This is a genomic window from Paenibacillus sp. IITD108, assembly GCF_036541265.1.
Taxonomy (GTDB): domain Bacteria; phylum Bacillota; class Bacilli; order Paenibacillales; family Paenibacillaceae; genus Pristimantibacillus.
In genome coordinates, this window is record NZ_JAZHCT010000001.1 from 38,521 (window position 1) to 60,249 (window position 21,729).

The window sequence follows — 21,729 nt, forward strand, 5'->3', positions numbered from 1 at the left end:
CGAACTCAGCATTGAGCGGGGCTTTTGGTTATTAAGCTTCTACTGCTTGAGCTACAGGATATACGCTGACTTTTTTACGATCGCGTCCCCAACGCTCGAATTTCACAACACCGTCTACTTTAGCAAACAAAGTGTCATCTTTACCGATACCTACGTTAGTACCAGGATGAATTTTTGTTCCGCGTTGACGGTACAGGATGCTTCCGCCAGAAACGATTTGACCGTCAGCACGCTTAGCGCCAAGACGCTTGGAGTGCGAGTCACGACCGTTCTTTGTGGAACCAACACCTTTCTTGGATGCGAAAAGTTGAAGATTCATTTGCAACATAGAAATTCCCTCCCTTTGCAAAAAACGTTTCAAATTAATCAGCTCCTACGTTCCTTTACAGAAACATGCTTGCTGTACGATTCTGATATGGATGTGAGCATAGTAAGCATAGATTCCAGCAACAGCTGCGTTTTGCCTTCCGCTTCTTGATCATTCAATAACGGTATACTCGACTTCAGCCATCCGTCCTTCATCTGTGCCGGCAGCTCAACTCCGGCCAGCTTCTCAATCGCATTAACGGTTCCGATCGACACGGCTGACACTGCAGCGCATACGATATCTTCCCCATGCTCGCCATAATCTGCGTGTCCGCTTATGGTGAAGCGATTAATCCGATTGTTAGCAGCGCTTCGTTCCACGAGTATAGTAATCATCTAAAAACTCGCCTTAAGCTTGAATTTTGTCGATTGTTACTTTCGTGTAAGGCTGACGATGACCTTGCTTGCGACGGTAGTTCTTTTTCGCTTTGTATTTGTATACGATGATTTTTTTAGCTCTGCCTTGTTTTTCAACCTTGCCAGTTACAGTAGCGCCTGCTACTACTGGAGAGCCAGTTACTAGACCATCCTTGCCAGATACAACAAGAACACGATCGAAAGTTACGTTGTCACCTTCGTTGTTGTCCAGTTTCTCGATGTAGATTACATCGCCTTCCTGAACTTTGTACTGTTTGCCGCCTGTTTCAATAATTGCGAACATTGTGGTTGCACCTCCTTGTTAATTTGAAGACTCGCCTGATCAAGGTGACCAGCATAAATCCGGTAGCTTTGAACCCGATCGGAGCGGTACCTGCATACTCGCAAATTCGCTACGAAATATACACTTAAATAATATATCACATATTATACAGGCATACAACTATAAGTTGCCATTCATTTCCCGCAAACATGGCATGCCTCTTTTATTCTGTGAAGGTTGCTCTCGCGGGATTTTTTTCGTGTCAGCTCCATCAAGCCCAGCTTCGTCCAGCCCACGATCGAGCATTTCGTGCCATCCTCCTTTGCTGCCTCTGTCATGCGGGACAGAATAAGCTGCTTGTTTGCTTCCAGCTCCATATCGATAAAATCGATAATAACGATTCCGCCTACATCTCTAATGCGCAGCAATCTGGATATCAGCTCCGCTGCCTCCATATTTGTTTGAAAAACAGTATCTTCAAGCGCATGCGAGCCAATAAACTTGCCCGTATTGACATCAATTACAGTCAATGCTTCCGTTTCATCCCATATCATGTATCCACCGCTTGCCAACGGTATCCGCCGCCCGAATGCCAAATTCATCTGCTCGTCAACTTGAAAATATTCAAATATCGACTGTTGCCCTTTATTCTTGTACAGCCGCAGCCTGTCTGTAAGCGACGGTGTCATCAGCGCGACTAGAGCTGAAGCGTCGGCATAGCGTGCCTGATCATCGATCCATATCTCATCAATATCAGCAGTAAGGCGGTCTCTGACAACCCGCTGCATCAAATCTGCCTCACTGTGCAGAATCATCGGAGAGCTGTACTCCTTGGCATATACCTCGATTTTTCTCCAAAGCTCTCGCAGCTGAAAAAAATCAGCAGCCAAAGCAGATTCGCTTTCGCTGGCAGCCGCTGTTCGCAAAATAATGCCTTCATCGCCTTCCCGCAGCTGTTCTCCTATTTGACGAAGCCATTCCCGTGCCTGATCATCAACTATTTTTTTGGAAACCCCTATGTAATCTGCTCTAGGCATATATACGAGAGATCGGCCAGGAAGATTAATATGTGTCGTTACGCGAGCTCCCTTTGTGCCTAACGGCTCCTTAATCAGCTGTACAATTAGAAGCTGCCCGGCATGGACGACTGACTGGATAGACGGCTTCTGCTCAGGCTGCTTGTCCAGATGAGGATGAAGCAAATCATCGATATATAAAAAAGCATTTTTAGAAAGTCCAATATCTACAAAAGCGGCCTGCATTCCTGGCAACACATTGACGACCCGCCCTAAGTACACATTGCCGGCCAGTCCGCTTTCTCCTGATCGTTCCATATAAAATTCCTGCAACTGCCCATCCTTGAGCACGACTGTTTGCAGCATTTGCCCATTAGCGTGCATTAGCATTTGTCGCATTCCCGAAATCACCTGCCATCAGCTTTTCTTTTATTTTAACTGAAAAGCTCTTCCACTGCACGATAAGGATTTCGGCCAGATAAGCAATCCCTCACAATTTCCTGTTCTGGAATCATCTTCATGCCGGCACCGCCAGGCTCCATCAAATAGATAAGATGATATTTTTCACGCTTCAGCAAACGGGCTACCGACATAATGGTCTGCTTGCTGCCGACTATGATCGCTCGAGCGCTTTCACCGCTTTTTATCGCTTTCTCCGCCACACGCTCCCTGTATATGAGAAAACGAAAAAATAAATAGGGGATATTACGATAGTAAGACCAGTTGGAGGCCAGTAAAAAGCAACCGATAATTAAAAAATTAAGCTGAATGCCAGTACTGTACAAGACAGCCGGAATGACTGCCGCCATAACAATGAGCAAGCTAAGGAGCATGCTTACCCGCATCGTCCAAAGCATTGCTCTATAATAGGTAACCATATAACTTAATGCGGCTTGCATCAGCTTTCCCCCATCCAAAGGATAGACAGGCAGCAGATTGAACAGACCGATCATCGCATTGGCGCGCCACACATACTCTGACCACTGCTCATCCCACAAGCCAAGCGCGCCAAGCCCCCATGCGAGCAATCCCAGCCACAGATTTTGAAGAGGGCCTGCCAGCGCAACGAGCGCCTCCTCCTTGGCCGGAACTCCGCCCGCCTCCTCTACCTCCGCCACGCCGCCGAACGGCAGCAGCTTCACTTCCCTTACTGTCCAGCCAAAGTATCTGGCGGCTGCAACATGGCCCAGCTCATGAACAAGCACTATAATAAATAACGTAAATAATTCCAGAAAGTAACCGGTTATTACGGCGCCAATCATCAGAATGACGAATAAAGGATGTACGGACCAAATTATTCCGCGCCATTTAATCAAATGGGATCACGTCCAACGGGTCAACATACCGATCATTATCTTTAATTGCAAAATACAGAAGGCTATGTGAGCCGGTATTTGACTTGAGCAAGGTTCCGATTTGATCTCCGGCCTCCACCCAGTCGTTTACTTTGACATCCGCTCCGAGTCCGGTATAGATTGACACCCTTCGATTTGCATGCTGAATCATAATACTTGCCTGATCCTCCGATACCAAAATAACACGTCCGGTTTCAATCGCCATTACCGGAGAGGCCGATGGCGCTGCCAGCTCGATTCCATTAAGCAGCTCTGCAAAGGTGCGCACAAGGTCGCCCTGCTCTAGTGGGGCGACGACAGCTGTTTTGACTTCGGCATCAACGCCGACAGCATTTTGCGGCTTCTGACCAAATATAGGCAGCAATGTCGGTGAGCCTGCAAAGGTCTGTTTATACCAAGCGGCCGCAGCCACGAAATCAATTTCATCAGTCAATGCTTGTTTCACGAAAGCCTGTCCTCGTTTTGTCCAGCTGTTATCGTATTGAAACAGTCCCCAAATCGCAGCAAAAAGCAATGCGGCACATAAGGTTTTCCAGCCAAGCTCCTTCAACCAAACAGATCTTTTGCGCGGATCGCTGAACCTGCTCCAATCCGGCTCGTTCACATAGGTTTGCTTCGTAAACCGGCTCGAAGCCTCCTCCCATGCAGCCCATCGGTCTGGCTTGCTCTTCCAATCACGTTCAGGATCTCGATCAGCCGGCTTCATACTATAATTATCAGCTTGATTTTGATTAGTGCTTTGATTAGTGCTTTGCTTCCATTTACGAGACATTTCGACTCCCTCCCGCTTCAAGCCTATCTGGAATAAACGGAGCCCCGCATTCTTCACTTGAACGAAGAAAGCATGTTTACCGATTTTAAAAGGCTTGTACTGCTATCCATTGTATGAGGGCAGCAAGTCAAGTATGCGGACAACCTCTGTAATCTGAAAAAATATATGTCCGTTTTATATACAACTTAAATAGCTCATAAATTGATACACAAGGATAAACGGCTCCGCCGTTCTTTGGAAAGGCGCGTTTACCGATGAATGATAAGAACAAGTTTATTGTGAAAACTTATAAAGTCTTATAATTTAACAAAAAAAGCTGTCCCCGCTTCAGCTGCAGGACAACTTATCATGTTCGTATCGTATTCAGCTACTCCAGCTCATATAGCTGCTGGTGCGCATTGATGCTAAACACTAATCCGATTGAAAGCATATTAAGAATTAGCGATGTTCCGCCGTAGCTGACGAAAGGGAGCGTAATTCCTGTAATAGGCATCAGCCCGATCATCATGCCGATATTTTGAAAAACCTGAAAAACATACATCGATACGATGCCTATAATAATATAGGAAGCACGTATGTCATAACATCGGTAAGAGATAACTATCATCCGGTAAATTAATAAAAAATAGAGCAATAGCAATACTGCCGCTCCTTGAAATCCGAATTCCTCACCTATTACTACGAATATCGAATCTGAATAGGCATACGGCACAAATCCGCCATTTTTCATATCGCCATTGAGATAGCCGTCGCCGCTAAGGCCGCCGGAGCCGATAGCAATCTGTGCATTTTCGGATTGATGCTTCGCATCAGCAGTCGCTTCGTCAGGATTAATGAACGTATTGATGCGCTCATACCAATGCCGTTTATTCTCTTTATTCAAATAATCATAGATTTCATCATTGAATGTATTGAATAAAAACATAAACAGAAAAATTCCTGCAACAACGACGGTAGCACCGATCATGACATGCACATACTTCACATTGCCAATCCAAAGCATGCCCAGAACGATAACGATATAAATGATCGCATTGCCCAAATCCGGCTGCAGCATAACGAGCATGAATGGCACAAAAGCAAAAAGTCCGATCGGCACCAAGTCCCGCATAAAGCCCAGCTTCTCGCCTTGTCTCCTGCCCATTAAATATGCAATACCTATAATGAGAATAATCTTCACGATTTCGGCAGGCTGAAAATAAAGCGATTCGGTTATTTTAAACCAGCCCTTTGCACCGTTGATCTCTGCACCGACGAAAAATACAAGGGCAAGCATTATTATTCCGAGTCCATATAAAATATACCAGCTTTTAAGTACAATGCGATAGTCAAAAAATACAGAACATATCGCTATTATAAAACCGAGTACAAAAAAAATGATTTGCTTAACGGGAGTTTGTGCATACATCGGGTTATTGGCTGTAGCGCTGTGAATAACAATAGCGCTAATAGCCATTAAACAACAAAGAATGAGCAAAATGCTTATATCCAGCTTTTTTATTTTGTTTAGCACGCAGTACTCATCCTATCCCTAGAAACTTGCGGAAACGCTTGAAGGCTCCTACTTTTTCATCCAATTGCATCAACGGAACCATATCGCCCAGAATACGCCTTGCTATATTACGATAAGCAATAGCTGCTCGTGATGCCGGGTTCATAACAGTCGGCTCGCCTGTATTCGAGGCGACAATTACTTTTTCATCATCGGGAACTATTCCTACCAGATCAATAGCAAGCACTTGGCAAATCTCATCAATATCGAGCATCTCGCCGCTTTTCACCATATTGGAGCGCACTCTGTTAATAATTAAGCGTGAAGGAATTTTCTCCTGCTCCAAAATGCCGATAACTCGATCGGCATCGCGCACAGCCGCATTTTCCGGTGTCGTCACCACGATCGCTCTGTCAGCCCCAGCTATTGCGTTGCGGAATCCTTGCTCAATGCCTGCAGGACAATCGATGATCACATAATCATGATCCTTCTTCAGCTCCAGAACAATTTCTCGCACCTGCTCCGGCTTGATTGCATCCTTATCCTTCGTTTGCGCCGCCGGCAGCATATACAGCTCATCAAAGCGCTTGTCTTTGACTAATGCCTGGTTCAAACGGCATCTTCCGTCCGCAACGTCGATTAAATCATAAATAATACGATTCTCAAGGCCCATAATAACATCCAAATTGCGGAGCCCGATATCCGTATCGACCATACAAACCTTTTTTCCTAATAGAGCTAACGCTGTCGCGACATTGGCGGAAGTCGTTGTTTTTCCAACGCCGCCCTTTCCAGAAGTGACTACGATTGCTTCTCCCATAATCTACACCCCTTTAAACATGATCGAATGCTGCCGTATACGGAACAACTGCGTCAACTTATCCATTTGCATCTGACCTTCGTTTAGATAGGCGAATTCCATTGAAGCATCGCCGCTCATCCATTCTTCTGGCGGCTTGCTTACAATATCTGCGATGCGAAGCTGAGTTGGCCGCATAAGCGAGGCTGCGATAATAACGTCGGTACGCCCTGCCGTACCGGCATGGGCCAAGCCCTTCAGCGCGCCGAGCACGTAAATATCACCTGTACATAATATGCTGCCGCCCGGATTAACATCCCCCATCAGCAATAAATCGCCGTCATGTTCCACGGTTTGTCCTGACCGGACAATGGAGGTTAAAACCTGAAGCTTCGGGCCGTACTTCATTTCCTCAGCATGGTCGGATTCAATAGATTGAACGATCAAGTTTCCTTGTGTACGAATAATATTGCGAATTAATTCCTTATCGGTTTCAGCCAGCAGACGATTGCCAAGCTTAACATGTACATGAACCAAAGGTCCCGTCAGCAGCTGCTGATGCGTCTTTTCAAGCTTATATTTCAATTCCTCCAGCAAAGCATCAAATGTGCATTGGTCGTCGAGAAGGAACAATAGACCTTCCTTGACTCCCTTAATAACGATATACTGCTTTTCGGTCAATTTCGTCCCTCCTCAGCCCTATACAGTTAATTCTTGCTCTGCTGCTCGAATTCCTTCTCTTTAGACCGCATTTGGATTACTCCTCATCATCCTCCGTTTGAATCTTTTGCGTAGACTGGAACATTTTGCGAAGAGGTATGTAACAAAGCAGCATAAATACAAGCTGTAAAAATAAGCTGGGCAATATATGATTAAGCAACGCCCACGCATAATCTGCGTTGGAAATTTTAAATACCTTATAAATAAATAATAGAGTTGAATCATATAACAAGCACGCGAGCCCCACTACCGCTACGGCCATCATCAAGGTCGCTTTGCGGGCAGCAAACAGTACGCCGGTAAAGTATCCGATTAAGCCCATCAGGAACGTGTGCGCCCCTATTAAATGTCCAAAATAGACGATGTCTTGCAGCAAGCCAAAGCCGGCGCCAAGCAGCAAGGCTTGATGCCGGTTTCCATAAAGAGCTGCATACAATACGAATACAAATACAAAATGAGGAATTATACGGTCGCCAAATCCTGCCGGAATCAGCCAGGGCATCAGTGCTCCTTCCAGTATAAAAACAAAGAACATGAGCACCACGATTCGATTCATGCTCATTATTCTTCCTCCATGTCCGGAACCTGAACGACGAATACCTCAGTTAAATGATCAAAGCTCGCCGACATTTTAATATCGGCTGTATACGTTAGGCCAAAATCGCCTACCTGCTTCGCTTCAATCGTTCCTACGATCAGTCCGCGTGGATAAACATTGCCGAGACCGGATGTAATAACAGTATCGCCTATTTCCATTTTATCATTTTCAGCGATTTTGGTCATAATCAATTTGCCCGTGCTTTTATTGTAGCCGCTCAATATGCCGAACGACTCGTCTTCTCGTCCAAAAACCGTTGCTGATATCGAATTAAAGGTAGGCGAATTCTCGTCAAGCTCGGTGATAGGAGTAACAGTTGCTGAATAGGGGGAAACCGCACTTACAATCCCAATTAAGCCATCGACGGTTGTAACAGCCATATTGCGCTTAATGCCATGCTTGGAGCCAAGATCGATGTTGAGGGACCGGTTGTTAGCATCATTGCTGACAGATATGACTTGGGCTATTAAATAATTGTAGTTATGGATTTGCTTCTGGCGCTCAGTAAAATGCAGCATTTCTTTATAACGTTCATTTTCCAGCTGAATAAAATTATAATTCACTTTTTCTCGGGCATAGGCAGCTGCCAGCAAATTTAGCCTTTCATTTTCCTCATATACGCTTCTGAGCTGTCTTATGTCCTCAAAGAAGCCCGCTATATGGCCAGCGGGCTTATAGAACCATTGCTGCACAAATGCCGAGGTGTCCTTCGTTATTTTTTCCGGCAATGACAGTTCACCGCGGTCGCTTAAGGAATAACCAATAACCGCGATGAAAAGGATCATACCGATCATAAGCATAAAAACTCGCTTATTACGCATTAGATTAAACAGCCCGATCACCTGCCATCTTTATCTTTATACAATTATTCGATTAGGATCGTTTATGCCGCGGCCCTGAGCCGCGTTTTTTGAACAAGTGAATATGATCAAGCGAACGTCCTGTGCCGATTGCTACGCAGTCCAGCGGATTTTCAGCAACAATAACCGGCATGCCTGTTTCCTTCTGAAGAAGCTTATCCAGGTTGCGCAGAAGCGCTCCGCCGCCTGTCAGCACGATACCGCGATCCATAATATCCGCCGCAAGCTCCGGAGGACATTTCTCCAAAGTAATTTTGACTGCATCTACAATCGCAGTGATAGTATCGCTAAGCGCATCCGTTACTTCCTCGGACGTAATCTTTAACGTTTTTGGCAGACCTGTCACCAAATCTCGGCCGCGAATTTCAATCGACTCCGATTTATCCAGCTTAAGCGCAGAGCCAAGGTCCATTTTGAGCTGTTCAGAGGTACGCTCCCCAATCATCAGATTATACATTCTTTTAATGTATTGGATGATCGCATCGTCCATTTCATCACCGCCGACGCGAACAGAACGGCTCGTCACGATGCCGCCAAGGGAAATGACAGCTACCTCAGTCGTTCCGCCGCCGATATCAACAACCATGCTGCCGGTCGGCTCCCATACAGGCAAATCAGCGCCTATTGCAGCTGCAAACGGCTCTTCAATCGTATAGGCTTCTCTTGCGCCCGCCTGCTTTGCTGCATCTTCAACCGCGCGTTTTTCAACGGCTGTAATACCGGACGGCACACAGATCATAACGTTCGGATGGCGAGGGAATAACGAGCGCTGCTTTTGAGCAGAGCGAATAAAATATTTAATCATCGTTGCAGTAGTTTCAAAGTCGGCAATTACGCCATCCTTCATTGGACGAACAGCACGAATATTGCCCGGCGTTCTGCCGATCATTTTTTTTGCCTGCTCCCCTACCGCCTCTATTGTTTTCGTGTCTGTGCGCAGGGCAACAACAGATGGCTCCCTTACGACAACACCTTTGCCTTTAACGAATACAAGTGTATTTGCTGTACCCAAATCAATTCCCAAATCTTTCGAAAAACCACCTAGCATGTTGTTACTCCCTTCTCATTCCGACAATCCTTATTATTATATTACAGATGACCATGCTCCTTCAAACTTATATACCGACCGTCGCCAACAATGACATGATCAAGCACTTCAATGCCAATGAGCTGCCCTGCTTCCGTCAATCGCTTAGTTAAAGAGATATCTTCAGGACTCGGCGTCGGATCTCCGCTTGGATGATTATGTACGCATATAATCGAAGCACTATTATGTTTAATCGCAGCGCGGAAAACTTCCCGCGGATGCACCAGCGCTGCATTAAGCGTACCAATTGACATCGTTTCCCGGGCAATTACATGATTTTTCGTATTTAAAAACAAGCATAAAAAATGCTCCTTCTTCAAATATCTGAGTTCATCCATGACATGTTCTGCCGCATCCTTGGGACTTCTTATAGCTATAGACTGTCCCAGTCTGCTTCTTGACAATCGTCGTCCCAGCTCAATTCCTGCTTGCAGCTGTATGGCCTTCGCTTCGCCAATCCCTTTCACCGACATCATTTCTTCCCTAGTCATATCGATCAGGCTATGCAAGCCGCCGCATTTACCGAGTAAATTCGTCGCAACATGTATAGCTGATTGATTATTCGTTCCGGTTCTCAGCAATATTGCTATCAACTCGGCATGACTAAGTGCAGCTGCTCCATAATGAAGCATTCTTTCCCTTGGACGCTCCTCTAATGGCACATCCTTAATTATTTGTGGCAACATCGTTCATTCATCCTCTCTTTTCAGTAAATAAAGCTATAAAAAGGCATGAATGAATTACACGCCTTTCATTATACCATGTTTTTTTTGAGAGTATAGTGCAGCAAGGACCAGTTGATTTCACAACTGACTGTCCTAAGCTGAAGATACGCAAACAGCCGTCTCCTGGGGAGACGGCTGTTCATTCAACCTGCATGATAGGAATGCTTGTAAATGCTCGTATTTCCTGCACTTTTGCAGTAAATTTCGGCTTTCGAAATAACTAATAATTGGCAAGTTTTTTTCTTATTGCTCAATAATGAGAATTTATTCATTCGCATTAAACTAACAACGCTACAACCATTATAACAGTTAATTGTTTTTTTGACAGCATTACCGCTAAATCCGTTTGACATAAAGGATTTGAAGGTGCTAAGCTAGCCTTGCAAACTTGAAAGGAGCTGTAGCACATGATTCAGGTAAAAGAATTTATCGACACAGACAATTCCTATGCTGTAAACAAAGCTAATGAGTTTCTCGCTACATTAAGCGAGGAGCAGGTTGTCAACGTTTGTTACGGTTCAGTCATTAAATCAACCCCAGGCGGGAACGAACACCAACGAAGCACAATTCTTGTTGTTTATAAAAAGCAATAACTCTGCTTATTCAAGCGGACTAATGCCAAAGCGCCTCAGCATCATATACAGCAAATTGATTGGCAATCCCATTACGCTATAGAAATCCCCTTCAATTCTCTCGATAAAAATTGCCCCTATGCCTTGAATACCATATGCGCCGGCTTTATCAAGCGGATATCCGCTTGCTGTATAGTCGGCAATTTCCTGCCCGCTCATTTCCCGGAAGGTAACCTCGCTGACCGTGTGCCCTATCGCTTCATATGGCAGGCGCTCCGCTGCCGAGCTGCGCATCTGAAAGCTGCCGGTACGCCCCATTTGGTACGTTTCGAATGAGCAGTCTGCCTCACTGAGCGTTTGGCTCTTGCTGCTGACCCATGTACAGGCAAGACCGGTAAACACCTGATGTCTGCTGCCTTGCAGCCGGCTCAGCATCCGTCTGGCCTCCTGCTCATCCTCAGGCTTTCCAAGTACTTCGCTGTCTTTGACCACGATCGTATCCGAGCCTATTACGAGCAAAGCCCCCTCTTCGCTTAACTGCTGCTGCAGCTTCGCAGCAGCCGCATGCGCTTTGCGCAGGCTTAACTGCTCTACAATTTGATGAGGCTGCCATTCCTTCTCATAGGTTTCATCTACGTAAGTTGGCGCAAGCTTGATTGGGAGCTTCAATCCCAAAGATTGAATCAGCTCCTGCCTGCGCGGCGAAGATGATGCGAGCACTATGCTGCTGAATCGGGGCAGCAACGGGTTGTGATAGATAGTTGTTGTTCCTTCAAGCATCTTTCTACTCCTTAACCTACATTTTACGATAAAGCCATATCGCGAGCAGCGCTCCGACAATGCTAAGCAAGCTGATAGAAAGCGTCAAATCAAAGCTGAAGCTTAGCACATACAAATCGATATCAGGCGAAAATTTAGCCGTAAGCGGCTCTGTCAAAAAAGATATTCCCTTAAGCGGCTGCAGCCACCGGGCTATTAATGCACCCGCAAATAGACCTAATACAATAAATAACAATAGAACCCAGCCATTTTTTTTCATAAGCCAGCGCCTTTCGTTACAAAGTGACATTAGCTTCTATTATACGGAGCTTCTTAGCTCATTACAACGCATTTAGATGATCGAACCAATCCTTTTGAGCAAGAACCGCCTTCATCATTGCTTGCTGTGTCGTTTGCAAATAAGGCATAGCCACCTGGTCATTATATGATTTCATGGCTGCTGCTGCATCTGTAATAGCAGTAGCTATCGTGTTCACGAATTTGCCGCCCTGCTCATCGCTCATACCGGCTTTCATTTGCTTGCTGGTTTCATTCCAGGCGTCAAATTGCTCCTGCAATGCGGCAGCGGCTGCCTCGCCAAAGGAAGATAGCGTCGGCTGCTCTAGCTGGGCTGCGATCATTTCACTCCAGGATGCAAGCAATTGGGCAGTTTGCTCGAAGAAGCGATTTGCTGTATCCGCGGTTCCATCAAAAGGCAAAGCTTGCGGCTGTTTGATAACTACCTCTTTCAAATAAAGCTCCAATTGCGGGTAGTGGCTGACAAGCAGATTGGCGTCGGATTTCTTCGTCGTTATTCCAGCATATACGCGGTAGCCATCCTCGGTCTGCGCTGTAGATGCAGCTATTCCTTTTGAGGTCAGCTGCTGCAGTGCAGCATCTCTGCTTTCCTTTTGATTAAACAAACCGAATTGCAGCATGTAGTAGGATTGCGATCCACCGGCTAAGGAAACTGCTTTGACAGCACCATCAAGCGGTTTTTGCTGGGCTTGATTGTTACCGGGTACAGGATTGGTGTCTATTTGCTCTGACATGGCCGGCTTGCTTTCGCCCGAAGGGATATTCGCCGCCGGCTGATCGCCAATGCTAGACCAAATGGAATTGCCCATAAATAGCGTTAAAATGAAATAGCCGAACAATGCGCCAGTTGTAAGAGCTCCGGCTACATAAAGCAGCACGTTAAGCCAGGAAGGGCTTTTTGTTTTTCTGCTATAATATGAGCGATCAGAAGCTAATTCATCCTCTGCTCCCTCTTCGAAAGTTGGACCCAGCTCATCGTCCTTCAGCTGAAGCTCGAAGCGTTTATTGGCAGCAGCCGTTGTTTTCAGCTCATTTGTATCTTTCCTGCTGACTTGCCCTTCTTGCTGCGGGTTATCATTTGAGTCCCGAATCAATTGCTCCAGCGCTGTTATATCATCCTGATACGGACTGTTCCAAGGGTTAATATCTTTTAGGCTGTCCATAACCGAATGCTGCTGCAGCGCATGCGGCATAGTCTCCTCCCGCTCCTTCAGCTGATCAGAGCGGCTAGCTTTTATATCTCCAGCTTTTTGAGTTTCTTCATATTTCCATGCATCTTCTGTTATTTCTTCGTAAAAAGATGTAATTTCGGGATCCGATTGCATATTTTCCTCTTTATTATGCTCCGAATAGTTATTGTCTATATCTGCTTGTCCACCATCCTGAGGCGGACATTGCTCTTCTTTATGATCATCTTCATTTGTAGGAATCGATTTTCCCTTATTGTCAAAACGAAACGTAATGCGATGATTTCTATTAACGCCAGTGTACATACAGCTTCTCCCTCCCAACCTGATTCTAGTATAATTCTATGAATAGAAAGAGAGATTTATGACGGTCATAGTTTCTTGTAATATAAAAAGCGAATCTTACAGGCTATTCGCCTTAAGATTCGCTTGTTTGTCAGCCTTGCTTGCTTTGTAAACTATCTACAACCGAGCTGGCTACCTTCCAAATATCGCCTGCACCCATTGTAATAATAAGATCGCCAGGTGCAGAATGAGAAGCTAAATATTGATGAATCTCATCCTTCGTTGGAATATGCCTCGCATTACTGTTGCTGTTTTGACGAATCAGCTCAACAAGCTTGCCTGAGCTGACACCCTCAATTTGCTTTTCTCCCGCAGGAGAGTAAATATCAGCAATGATCACCTCGTCGGCCTCAGAAAATGCACGGCTAAACTGCTCAAACAAAAAGTACGTTCTCGTATACCGCTGCGGCTGGAACACAGCGACAATGCGCCTCCCAGTCGCTCTCGCCGCGCTTAAAGTAGCTTGAATTTCAGTTGGATGATGCGCATAATCATCTATAACTAAAACATCATTCACTTCACCCACGACTTGAAACCTTCTTTTTGCCCCTCTGAACAATGTGATCGCTTCTGCAATCTTGTCAAAGGCTATGCCTGCCTGCAAGCAAGTAATAACCGTTGCCATTGCGTTATAAACATTGTGCTTGCCTGGAACAGACAAGCGAATATTGCCTAGCAGCTTGCCCTTATAGCTCATATCAAAAGCTACCTGCAAATGGCCGAACTCAATCTTTTCTGCTTTGTAATCCGCAGGCGAATCTATGCCATACGTAATAAGCTGCTCCGATAGGCTTGCATGTTTGCCTTCGTATATTTGCGGAAGCAGCTCCACAATCGTATCATCATCTGTACAAACGATGGCATGGCCGCCTTCCTTTACCTGCTGAAGGAATTGCACGTATGCCGCCTTTAGCTTTCCGAAATCCCCATCATAATTTTCAAGATGATCAGGCTCGATATTCGTTACGATCGCTATGGATGGATAATAGTGCAGAAAGGAACCGTCGCTTTCGTCCGCTTCCGCTACAACATATTCGCCCTTTCCCGCTTTCGCATTCGTTCCTACGTTAACAATTTCCCCGCCTATAACATAGGTCGGGTCTGCACCGCATGTTTCCATTACAAGTGCAATCATAGAAGATGTTGATGTTTTTCCATGCGCGCCTGCTACCGCTATCCCTTTGCCGGCATTCATAATTTGAGCCAGCATTTGCGAGCGGTGCAGTACAGGAATATGAAGCGCCTCCGCTGCTACTCTTTCTACATTATCCTTAGGACAAGCTGTAGAATATACGACTAGATCCGCTCCTGTAACATGCTCGGCTTGATGGCCCAAATAAATGTCAGCGCCTTTTGCTGCCAGCTTCTGTGTAAGCTCTTGGCTGGCTACATCAGATCCTGTTACTTTATAGCCCATCTCCAGCATGACGCGTGCAATTGCACTCATGCCATAACCGCCAATCCCGATGAAATGAATATGTTCAGCTGTATTCAAAGACGGTTCACCAACCCTTTTCAGCATTCGAATTGAACAAAACCAGAGAGCGAACATCAGCAATCAAATAAAGAGTGCCCGTTACTACCCCAAGATCCGTTTCCTCCGTCAACTGTTTTAATTTACTTAGCGCTGCTTGCCAATCCGGTTCCACTTCAAGCTTGAAGTCAGCAGACACGGGAAGCTCATTGCGCATTTCCTCAATAAGCTGCGCTAACTGCTCTGCACTTTTTTTCATGCGATAATCCGGCTCAGTAACGATCAGCGTATCCACTAATGGTAGTATATGCTTCAACGTATCGCGATGATTCTTATTATCGAGCATTGCTATCATCATATGAAGACGGTCATAGCGATACGTATTTTTCAATGCTGCTGCAAGTGATTCTGCCCCTTCCGGGTTATGCGCCCCATCGATCAGCAGACGCGGATTTTGCGAGATCATTTCAAGACGTCCCGGCCATGCAGCTTGGCTCAGTCCCTCCATCAACGCTTCATCCTCAACGACTAGAGCGTCATATTGGCGCAGCACTTCTATTACCATAATAGCTACCGCAGCATTTTTGCGCTGATGAGCGCCATTCAGCGTAATGCTAAGCGGCTCCATCGTGCGGAATGGCCCTTCAAAACGAAAAGTTTGCTTATCCTGCTCTTCAGAAAGCATCGTTTCCGAAAACTTCTCTCCGAGCAAATACAGCGTGCTCTTATTTCGTATTGCGGTCTCCCTAATTACTTCAATTACTTCCGGCTGTTCCACCGCACTCACTATCGGAGTGCCTGATTTGATAATGCCAGCCTTCTCAGCCGCAATCTCGACAATTGAATTGCCCAGACGATCCATATGATCATGGCCAACATTTGTAATCACCGAAATGACGGGCCGAACAATATTGGTTACATCCATTCTGCCGCCAAGCCCTGTCTCCCAAACAACATAATCCGGATAGGTGACTTTGGCGAAGAACAATATGGCAAGTGCTGTTGACACCTCGAACATAGTTGGCGAGCCCAGCTCAGTCTGAGCCATCACCTCCACAATCGGCTTCAATTGGTTGGCGAGCTGAAGCAGAGTATCCTCTTCAATATCTGCGCCATTATATTGAAAGCGATTCGTAAATTTCGTTATATAAGGTGAGGTGAACATGCCTACATCATAGCCGCTTTTTTGCAATATATTAGCAAGAAAGGAGCAGGTTGAGCCTTTGCCATTAGTACCAGCCACATGAATAAATTTCAATCGGCGCTGAGGATTGCCAAGCAGCTCCATCATTTGCTCGATACGATCCAGTCCCGGCCGAATTCCGAATGGAATGAGGCCTGTAATCCAGTCTACAGCTTCCTGATAGGATTGCAGCGGCTCAAATTGCCGCTGCTCCATTTGCGTATTGTTCATATTTACAACCCTCTTTTAACCGCGTAGTTCCGCGATTCGGGCTACTACCTTATCGCGTTTCTCTGCGTAATCTTCCATTTTTCTGCGTTCTTCCTCGATGACTTTAGCTGGTGCTTTGGCAACAAAGCCTTCATTGCTCAGCTTTTTCTCCACGCGCTCAACCTCGGCATTCAAATGCTGCATTTCTTTTTCCAAACGAGCAATCTCCTGCGAAATATCAATCAAGCCAGCAAGCGGCAAGTAAAGCTCTGCTCCCGTTACGATAGCAGTCATCGCTTTGTCCGGCGCATGAAGCGCTACGTTGATCTCAAGCAAAGAAGTACCGCAGAACCGTTTAACAAACTCCTCGTTACGGCTCAATATCCCTGCTGCCGCCTCGCTCGTCGGCTTTACCAGCAGCTCTACCTTTTTGCTCATCGGCACATTGACTTCAGCGCGAATGTTGCGGACAGCACGAATCATTTCCATAAGAAGTTCCATTTCTTTTACAGCATCCGGAGCTTCCAAATCTGCTTCGTAACGCGGCCATTGCGCAAGAGTGATCGATTCACCTTCATGAGGAAGATGCTGCCAAATTTCCTCACTTATAAATGGCATGAACGGATGAATAAGACGCTGCGTGCGATCCAATACATACACGAGCACCGATTGCGTTGCCCGCTTTGCTTCTTCATCAGTCCCGTTCAAGCTGAGCTTGGAAAATTCAATATACCAATCACATAGATCATCCCAAATGAAGTTGTACAGCAGCCGGCCTGTTTCACCAAATTCATAGCTGTCAATTAAGCGGGTAACGTCTTTGACCGTCTCATTCAAGCGATGCAAAATCCAACGGTCAGCTGTGCCTAGCTTGCCTGTCAAGTCGATATCCTTCGCTTCAAAGCCTTCCAGATTCATCATCGCAAAGCGGGAAGCGTTCCATATTTTGTTTGCAAAATTACGCGCCTGCTCTACCTTCTCGGTACGGTAGCGTAAATCCTGGCCAGGTGTGCTGCTTGTAGAGAGCATAAAGCGCATAGCATCAGCGCCATACTGCTCAATAACTTCAAGCGGATCTACACCATTGCCGAGCGATTTAGACATTTTTTGGCCGTCGCGGTCACGAACAAGCCCGTGCAGCAGCACATCTTTAAACGGCATTTGATCCGTAAACTCAAGAGCTGTAAATATCATTCTAGCAACCCAGAAGTAAATGATATCATAACCCGTTACCATGACATCAACTGGGTAGAAGCGTTTCAAATCCTCAGTTTGCTCCGGCCAGCCCAGTGTTGAGAACGGCCATAAAGCGGAGCTGAACCATGTATCAAGCACATCGTTGTCTTGAATCAAATGATCGCCTGCAAGATCCTCGCGCGACACATGCATCTCGCCAGTTGCCTCGTCATACCAGGCAGGTATGCGGTGGCCCCACCACAATTGTCTGGAAATACACCAGTCGCGAACATTCTCGATCCAGTTCATATATATTTTTTCGAAGCGGTCAGGCAGGAAGGTAACGCCTTTTCCTTCCTTCTGCGCTTTAATTGCTGCTTCAGCCAAAGGCTTCATCGCTACAAACCATTGCGTGGACAAATACGGCTCAACTACTGCTCCGCTGCGCTCGCTGTGCCCAACCTGATGCACATGCTCCTCAATCAGCACGCATACGCCGCTTTCCTGCAGATCAGCAACAAGCTTCTGACGGCATTCAAAACGGTCCATTCCTTTATACGGGCCAGCTTCATCATTCATAACGCCGGACTCATCCATTACGATGATTTGCGGCAGCTGATGGCGCTCGCCCACTTCAAAGTCATTCGGATCATGAGCAGGTGTTATCTTAACTGCTCCCGATCCAAATTCTTTCTCCACATACTCATCGCCGATAATCGGAATTTCTCTGTTCACAACTGGAAGCAGCAAGGTTTTTCCGATCAAATGCTTGTAACGCTCATCCTCAGGATGAACCGCAACAGCTGTATCGCCGAGCATCGTCTCAGGGCGAGTTGTCGCAACAGTAAGATGTCCTGTTCCGTCAGCTAATGGATATTGCAAATGATACAAGCGGCCGTTAACCTCTTTGTACTCTACTTCAATATCAGAAAGCGCCGTTCTTGCAGCCGGATCCCAGTTAATAATTTTTTTGCCGCGATAAATAAGCCCTTTGTTATATAAGGAAACAAACACCTCACGAACAGCCTTGGAAAGCCCTTCATCCAAAGTAAACCGCTCGCGCGAATAATCAAGCGAAAGGCCCATCTTCGCCCATTGATCGCGAATCGTGCCTGCGTATTGATCCTTCCATTCCCATACCTGCTCTAGGAAAGCCTCGCGGCCTAGATCATGGCGCGACAAGCCCTGCTCGCGCAGCTTTTGCTCCACCTTCGTTTGTGTCGCGATGCCGGCATGGTCTGTCCCTGGCAGCCACAACGTATCGAAGCCCTGCATTCTTTTTGTACGGATTAAAATATCCTGCAATGTAAAATCAAGCGCATGCCCGATATGAAGCATGCCTGTTACATTGGGCGGAGGTATTACGATCGTAAAGGTTTCAGCCTCCGGCCGTTTTCCTGCTTCAAAGTAATTTCCTTCCTGCCAATATTTATACCATTTCTGCTCGGCAGCTTTTGGATCATACGTCGTTGCCATTGAAATATTCGCTTGCTTATCTGACATAACTTCCATCCTCCACAAATCAACTTGGCTAAGGATAAACGGCTCCGCCGTCTTTCGCTTAAACGAACTAGGCGCGTTTACCGGTGAAATATAAGAACATCATAAGGGAACACAACTTATACATGTCTTATATTTAAAAATAAAAAACCTTCCATCCTCACAATAAAGGACGAAAGGTTCTGCTTCCGTGGTACCACCTTTGTTCCATGCGGCGATCGCAGCATGACACTCAAACACGATAACGGCTGTAACCGGCCTGACTTAGTCGACGATCAATATCGATTCAATCGGGCAACTCCAGGGCGACTCGTGTACAGCAATAACCTGCGGAACCTCACAGCGCAACGGCTCCGCTCTCTGAAGGCTGACTGTGCACTATTCCCCTTCAACGTCTTTCAAAACATATATAATTAATCATACATTTCTTGTTGACTATAGTCAACCTTTGTTTCATTTTTGCCTACATTGTCCAGACAGTTTTCACATTGAATTATTAGGTTTTAGCCTATAAATACATTTTTCCAGTATAAGAAGGATTTCCCATGTCTTTAGGCGTATATAAACAGTGTTCAAAATCAAACACATTTCGGAAGGTGGAGTATTAGTTTGCGGATAAAAATAAGTATTTTAACGCTTGCAGTTGCATGGATTGCGGGAATGCTTGCTTGGGCGCCATCAACTTCATTTGCAGCTAATTCAGCTGGGCTCGACAGCGGGCTCGAAGCTGCCATAAGAGAGCAGCTTGCACTAAATGAAAAAGTGCTTTTAACAACAGATGAAATAACCCTATTGACTTCATTAGTAATCGAATCGGAGCATAATGTAAAATCATTAAACGGATTAAAGGATGCTCTCTTTCTTGCGGTTTTGGATATAGAGGGAAATAAACCCATTGATATTTCGGTATTACGAGGTCTCCGCAGTCTTCAATTGCTTACTATTGACGAGGAGGTATTGGATTCAACTGCAATAGAAATAATTAAGTCGCTAGAAGGTGAAGGTGTTGACGTTACCATTACAAGTAAAGAGCCTGATGAGACGCAGCCAATTGAAGTATTTATTGATGGCGAGCTAGTCCATTTTACCAAAGACCCAGTTATTATCAATGGCACCACAATGGTTCAATTTCGCCCCATTTTTGAGAGCTTTGGACTAGAGGTTGGCTGGAATGCGGAGAGCCGCACTGTATCAGGTGCGCAAGACCGCCTATTGATTGAGCTCATTATAGGCAGTAAGCTTGCAAATGTGAGCGGCACTGAACTGAATCTGCCAGTCGCTCCCATGCTTAAAGATGGCAATACGATGATTCCACTGCGCTTTATTGGAGAAGCTACCGGCAGAAGAGTACTATGGGATGGCGAGAGCCGCACGATCGACATTGATTCTAGTATTACTTCCTACAATTTAGGCATTATTTACTCCAATAAAACAGCTTATGAAGGAGAAGTGGCAAATGGCATACCTAATGGCAAAGGTAAGCTTATTCACGATGGCGAGCTATTTTTTGAAGGACAATTCAAAAATGGAAAAATAGAAGGCATTGGAAAAATGTACGACATCGATAATCCGAAATCGTACTATGAAGGCAATTTCCAGAACAACCGTTTCCATGGCGATGGAAAACTGATTTATGATGATGGCGGTTATCATGTAGGCTCATACGACAACGGCATGCGAGAAGGCAACGGGAAGCTGTACTCTGGAGATGGCAAGCTATCCTACTCAGGCATGTTCAAGCTCGATGCCCTTCATGGGGCAGGTACTGGTTATTATAATAGTTACAAGTATGTTGGAGAGTATGCTTTCGGAAGCTTTAACGGCCAAGGAAAGCTTTCCTATCAAGACCAGCTTATTTACGATGGAACATGGGTTGATGGTTTAAGGGATCAAGGCAAAATCTTTTACGAAGGCAAGCTAAACTATGAAGGAACGTTCTGGAAAGACAGACCACATGGTTACGGGAATTTCTATGATGAACAAGGAAAGCTTACCTATAGGGGACAAATACACACTTATCAAAAAATGGGAGTAGGCATTATTTATTATGCAGATGGCAAGCGCTATATTGGCGAAGTATTTGACGGTTTGCCGGATGGTTTTGGCCTATTGAAAGATGCTAAAGGCTCAATTATATTTACCGGTTACTTTGTTGACGGTGAAATTGATGAGGATCCTTCTGCAACTGCTCAAAGTACAGATGCAGCGAAAAAGCTGCTGAGCAAGAAATCTCGCCATTACGTTATTGACGGATACTATTCGAATGATCTTGGACTGACTCCGAAGCAAGCGGCCATGTATATCTTCCTAAATTCAGAGGAAGACCTCAACATATATAATAACTTGCCAAAAGATGTACAAAAAGCTTTTATTAACGAATATGCGCAGCGGTATTGGGGTGATGTGATAGGCGTCGATGAATGCTTTACTTATATCGCGTACGGGAGTCTTGTTTATGCATCTGCTGTTCTAAGCTACGAAATGGAGAATGAACAAGTAGAGCTTTCGAGCTTCCCTAAAGGTAAAGAGGTAATTCTATAATAAAAATAGTCTTCCATGCACTTTCAACGGCATG

General features: G+C 45.6%; 21 protein-coding genes and 1 other annotated feature. Of the genes, 2 read left to right on the top strand and 19 right to left on the bottom strand.

Going from position 1 to position 21,729, the window contains the following annotated elements:
* Positions 1 to 31: 31 nt before the first annotated feature.
* The 13 genes from rpmA to radC all read right to left on the bottom strand — a co-directional run bounded on the left by rpmA (position 32) and on the right by radC (position 10,391).
* Positions 32 to 328, bottom strand: a complete 297-nt coding sequence (gene rpmA / locus V1L65_RS00180) for a 50S ribosomal protein L27 (RefSeq protein ID WP_331697322.1) — start codon at positions 326 to 328, stop codon at positions 32 to 34.
* A 38-nt stretch (positions 329 to 366) separates the two neighbouring features.
* Positions 367 to 702 (bottom strand): ribosomal-processing cysteine protease Prp, encoded by a 336-nt coding sequence (locus tag V1L65_RS00185; protein ID WP_331697021.1) that lies wholly within the window; start codon positions 700 to 702, stop codon positions 367 to 369.
* Between the two features lie 13 nt (positions 703 to 715).
* Positions 716 to 1,027: a 50S ribosomal protein L21 gene (gene rplU / locus V1L65_RS00190; RefSeq protein ID WP_331697022.1), complete on the bottom strand. Its 312-nt coding sequence runs from the start codon at positions 1,025 to 1,027 to the stop codon at positions 716 to 718.
* 173 nt (positions 1,028 to 1,200) lie between these two features.
* Positions 1,201 to 2,421, bottom strand: coding sequence for an Rne/Rng family ribonuclease (locus V1L65_RS00195; protein ID WP_331697023.1), 1,221 nt, complete (start codon positions 2,419 to 2,421; stop codon positions 1,201 to 1,203).
* Positions 2,422 to 2,456: 35 nt separating this feature from the next.
* Entirely contained in the window at positions 2,457 to 3,338 is an 882-nt protein-coding gene (locus V1L65_RS00200; protein ID WP_331697024.1) for a M50 family metallopeptidase, read from the bottom strand.
* A complete protein-coding gene (locus V1L65_RS00205; protein ID WP_331697025.1) occupies positions 3,331 to 4,149 on the bottom strand; it encodes a M23 family metallopeptidase in 819 nt (272 codons plus the stop codon). The genes V1L65_RS00200 and V1L65_RS00205 overlap by 8 nt, the downstream gene beginning before the upstream one ends.
* Before the next feature lie 367 nt (positions 4,150 to 4,516).
* Positions 4,517 to 5,662: an FtsW/RodA/SpoVE family cell cycle protein gene (locus V1L65_RS00210; RefSeq protein ID WP_331697026.1), complete on the bottom strand. Its 1,146-nt coding sequence runs from the start codon at positions 5,660 to 5,662 to the stop codon at positions 4,517 to 4,519.
* Positions 5,663 to 5,669: 7 nt separating this feature from the next.
* Complete coding sequence (minD, locus tag V1L65_RS00215; protein WP_331697027.1) at positions 5,670 to 6,461, bottom strand: septum site-determining protein MinD; 792 nt, start codon at positions 6,459 to 6,461, stop codon at positions 5,670 to 5,672.
* 3 nt (positions 6,462 to 6,464) lie between these two features.
* Positions 6,465 to 7,121: a septum site-determining protein MinC gene (gene minC / locus V1L65_RS00220; protein WP_331697028.1), complete on the bottom strand. Its 657-nt coding sequence runs from the start codon at positions 7,119 to 7,121 to the stop codon at positions 6,465 to 6,467.
* Positions 7,122 to 7,197: 76 nt separating this feature from the next.
* On the bottom strand, positions 7,198 to 7,722 hold the full coding sequence (gene mreD / locus V1L65_RS00225) for a rod shape-determining protein MreD (RefSeq protein WP_331697029.1): 525 nt from the start codon (positions 7,720 to 7,722) through the stop codon (positions 7,198 to 7,200).
* Complete coding sequence (gene mreC / locus V1L65_RS00230) at positions 7,722 to 8,579, bottom strand: rod shape-determining protein MreC (RefSeq protein WP_331697030.1); 858 nt, start codon at positions 8,577 to 8,579, stop codon at positions 7,722 to 7,724. Before mreC ends, mreD begins: the two co-directional genes overlap by 1 nt.
* A gap of 52 nt (positions 8,580 to 8,631) precedes the next feature.
* Positions 8,632 to 9,666 carry a rod shape-determining protein gene (locus tag V1L65_RS00235; protein ID WP_331697031.1) on the bottom strand — a complete coding sequence of 345 codons (1,035 nt, stop codon included), beginning with the start codon at positions 9,664 to 9,666 and terminating at the stop codon, positions 8,632 to 8,634.
* Positions 9,667 to 9,707: 41 nt separating this feature from the next.
* Complete coding sequence (gene radC / locus V1L65_RS00240; RefSeq protein WP_331697032.1) at positions 9,708 to 10,391, bottom strand: RadC family protein; 684 nt, start codon at positions 10,389 to 10,391, stop codon at positions 9,708 to 9,710.
* 446 nt (positions 10,392 to 10,837) lie between these two features.
* Between radC and V1L65_RS00245 the strand changes: the two genes are divergently transcribed.
* The gene (locus tag V1L65_RS00245) at positions 10,838 to 11,023 is read left to right on the top strand and encodes a hypothetical protein (protein WP_331697033.1); all 186 of its coding nucleotides are present in this window, start codon (positions 10,838 to 10,840) and stop codon (positions 11,021 to 11,023) included.
* A gap of 6 nt (positions 11,024 to 11,029) precedes the next feature.
* Here the strand turns inward: V1L65_RS00245 and V1L65_RS00250 are convergent, their stop codons facing one another.
* The 6 genes from V1L65_RS00250 to V1L65_RS00275 all read right to left on the bottom strand — a co-directional run bounded on the left by V1L65_RS00250 (position 11,030) and on the right by V1L65_RS00275 (position 19,166).
* Positions 11,030 to 11,782 (bottom strand): Maf family protein, encoded by a 753-nt coding sequence (locus V1L65_RS00250; protein ID WP_331697034.1) that lies wholly within the window; start codon positions 11,780 to 11,782, stop codon positions 11,030 to 11,032.
* A gap of 16 nt (positions 11,783 to 11,798) precedes the next feature.
* The gene (locus tag V1L65_RS00255) at positions 11,799 to 12,041 is read right to left on the bottom strand and encodes a DUF4321 domain-containing protein (RefSeq protein ID WP_331697036.1); all 243 of its coding nucleotides are present in this window, start codon (positions 12,039 to 12,041) and stop codon (positions 11,799 to 11,801) included.
* A gap of 61 nt (positions 12,042 to 12,102) precedes the next feature.
* Positions 12,103 to 13,572, bottom strand: coding sequence for an SPOR domain-containing protein (locus V1L65_RS00260; RefSeq protein ID WP_331697037.1), 1,470 nt, complete (start codon positions 13,570 to 13,572; stop codon positions 12,103 to 12,105).
* A 130-nt stretch (positions 13,573 to 13,702) separates the two neighbouring features.
* The gene (gene murC, locus V1L65_RS00265) at positions 13,703 to 15,106 is read right to left on the bottom strand and encodes a UDP-N-acetylmuramate--L-alanine ligase (protein WP_331697323.1); all 1,404 of its coding nucleotides are present in this window, start codon (positions 15,104 to 15,106) and stop codon (positions 13,703 to 13,705) included.
* A gap of 7 nt (positions 15,107 to 15,113) precedes the next feature.
* Positions 15,114 to 16,499, bottom strand: coding sequence for a bifunctional folylpolyglutamate synthase/dihydrofolate synthase (locus V1L65_RS00270; protein ID WP_331697038.1), 1,386 nt, complete (start codon positions 16,497 to 16,499; stop codon positions 15,114 to 15,116).
* A 15-nt stretch (positions 16,500 to 16,514) separates the two neighbouring features.
* On the bottom strand, positions 16,515 to 19,166 hold the full coding sequence (locus tag V1L65_RS00275) for a valine--tRNA ligase (RefSeq protein ID WP_442955657.1): 2,652 nt from the start codon (positions 19,164 to 19,166) through the stop codon (positions 16,515 to 16,517).
* A gap of 153 nt (positions 19,167 to 19,319) precedes the next feature.
* Positions 19,320 to 19,555 (bottom strand) — a binding site (T-box leader).
* Positions 19,556 to 19,763: 208 nt separating this feature from the next.
* Between V1L65_RS00275 and V1L65_RS00280 the strand changes: the two genes are divergently transcribed.
* Positions 19,764 to 21,695: a stalk domain-containing protein gene (locus tag V1L65_RS00280; protein ID WP_331697040.1), complete on the top strand. Its 1,932-nt coding sequence runs from the start codon at positions 19,764 to 19,766 to the stop codon at positions 21,693 to 21,695.
* The last annotated feature ends 34 nt before the right edge of the window (positions 21,696 to 21,729 follow it).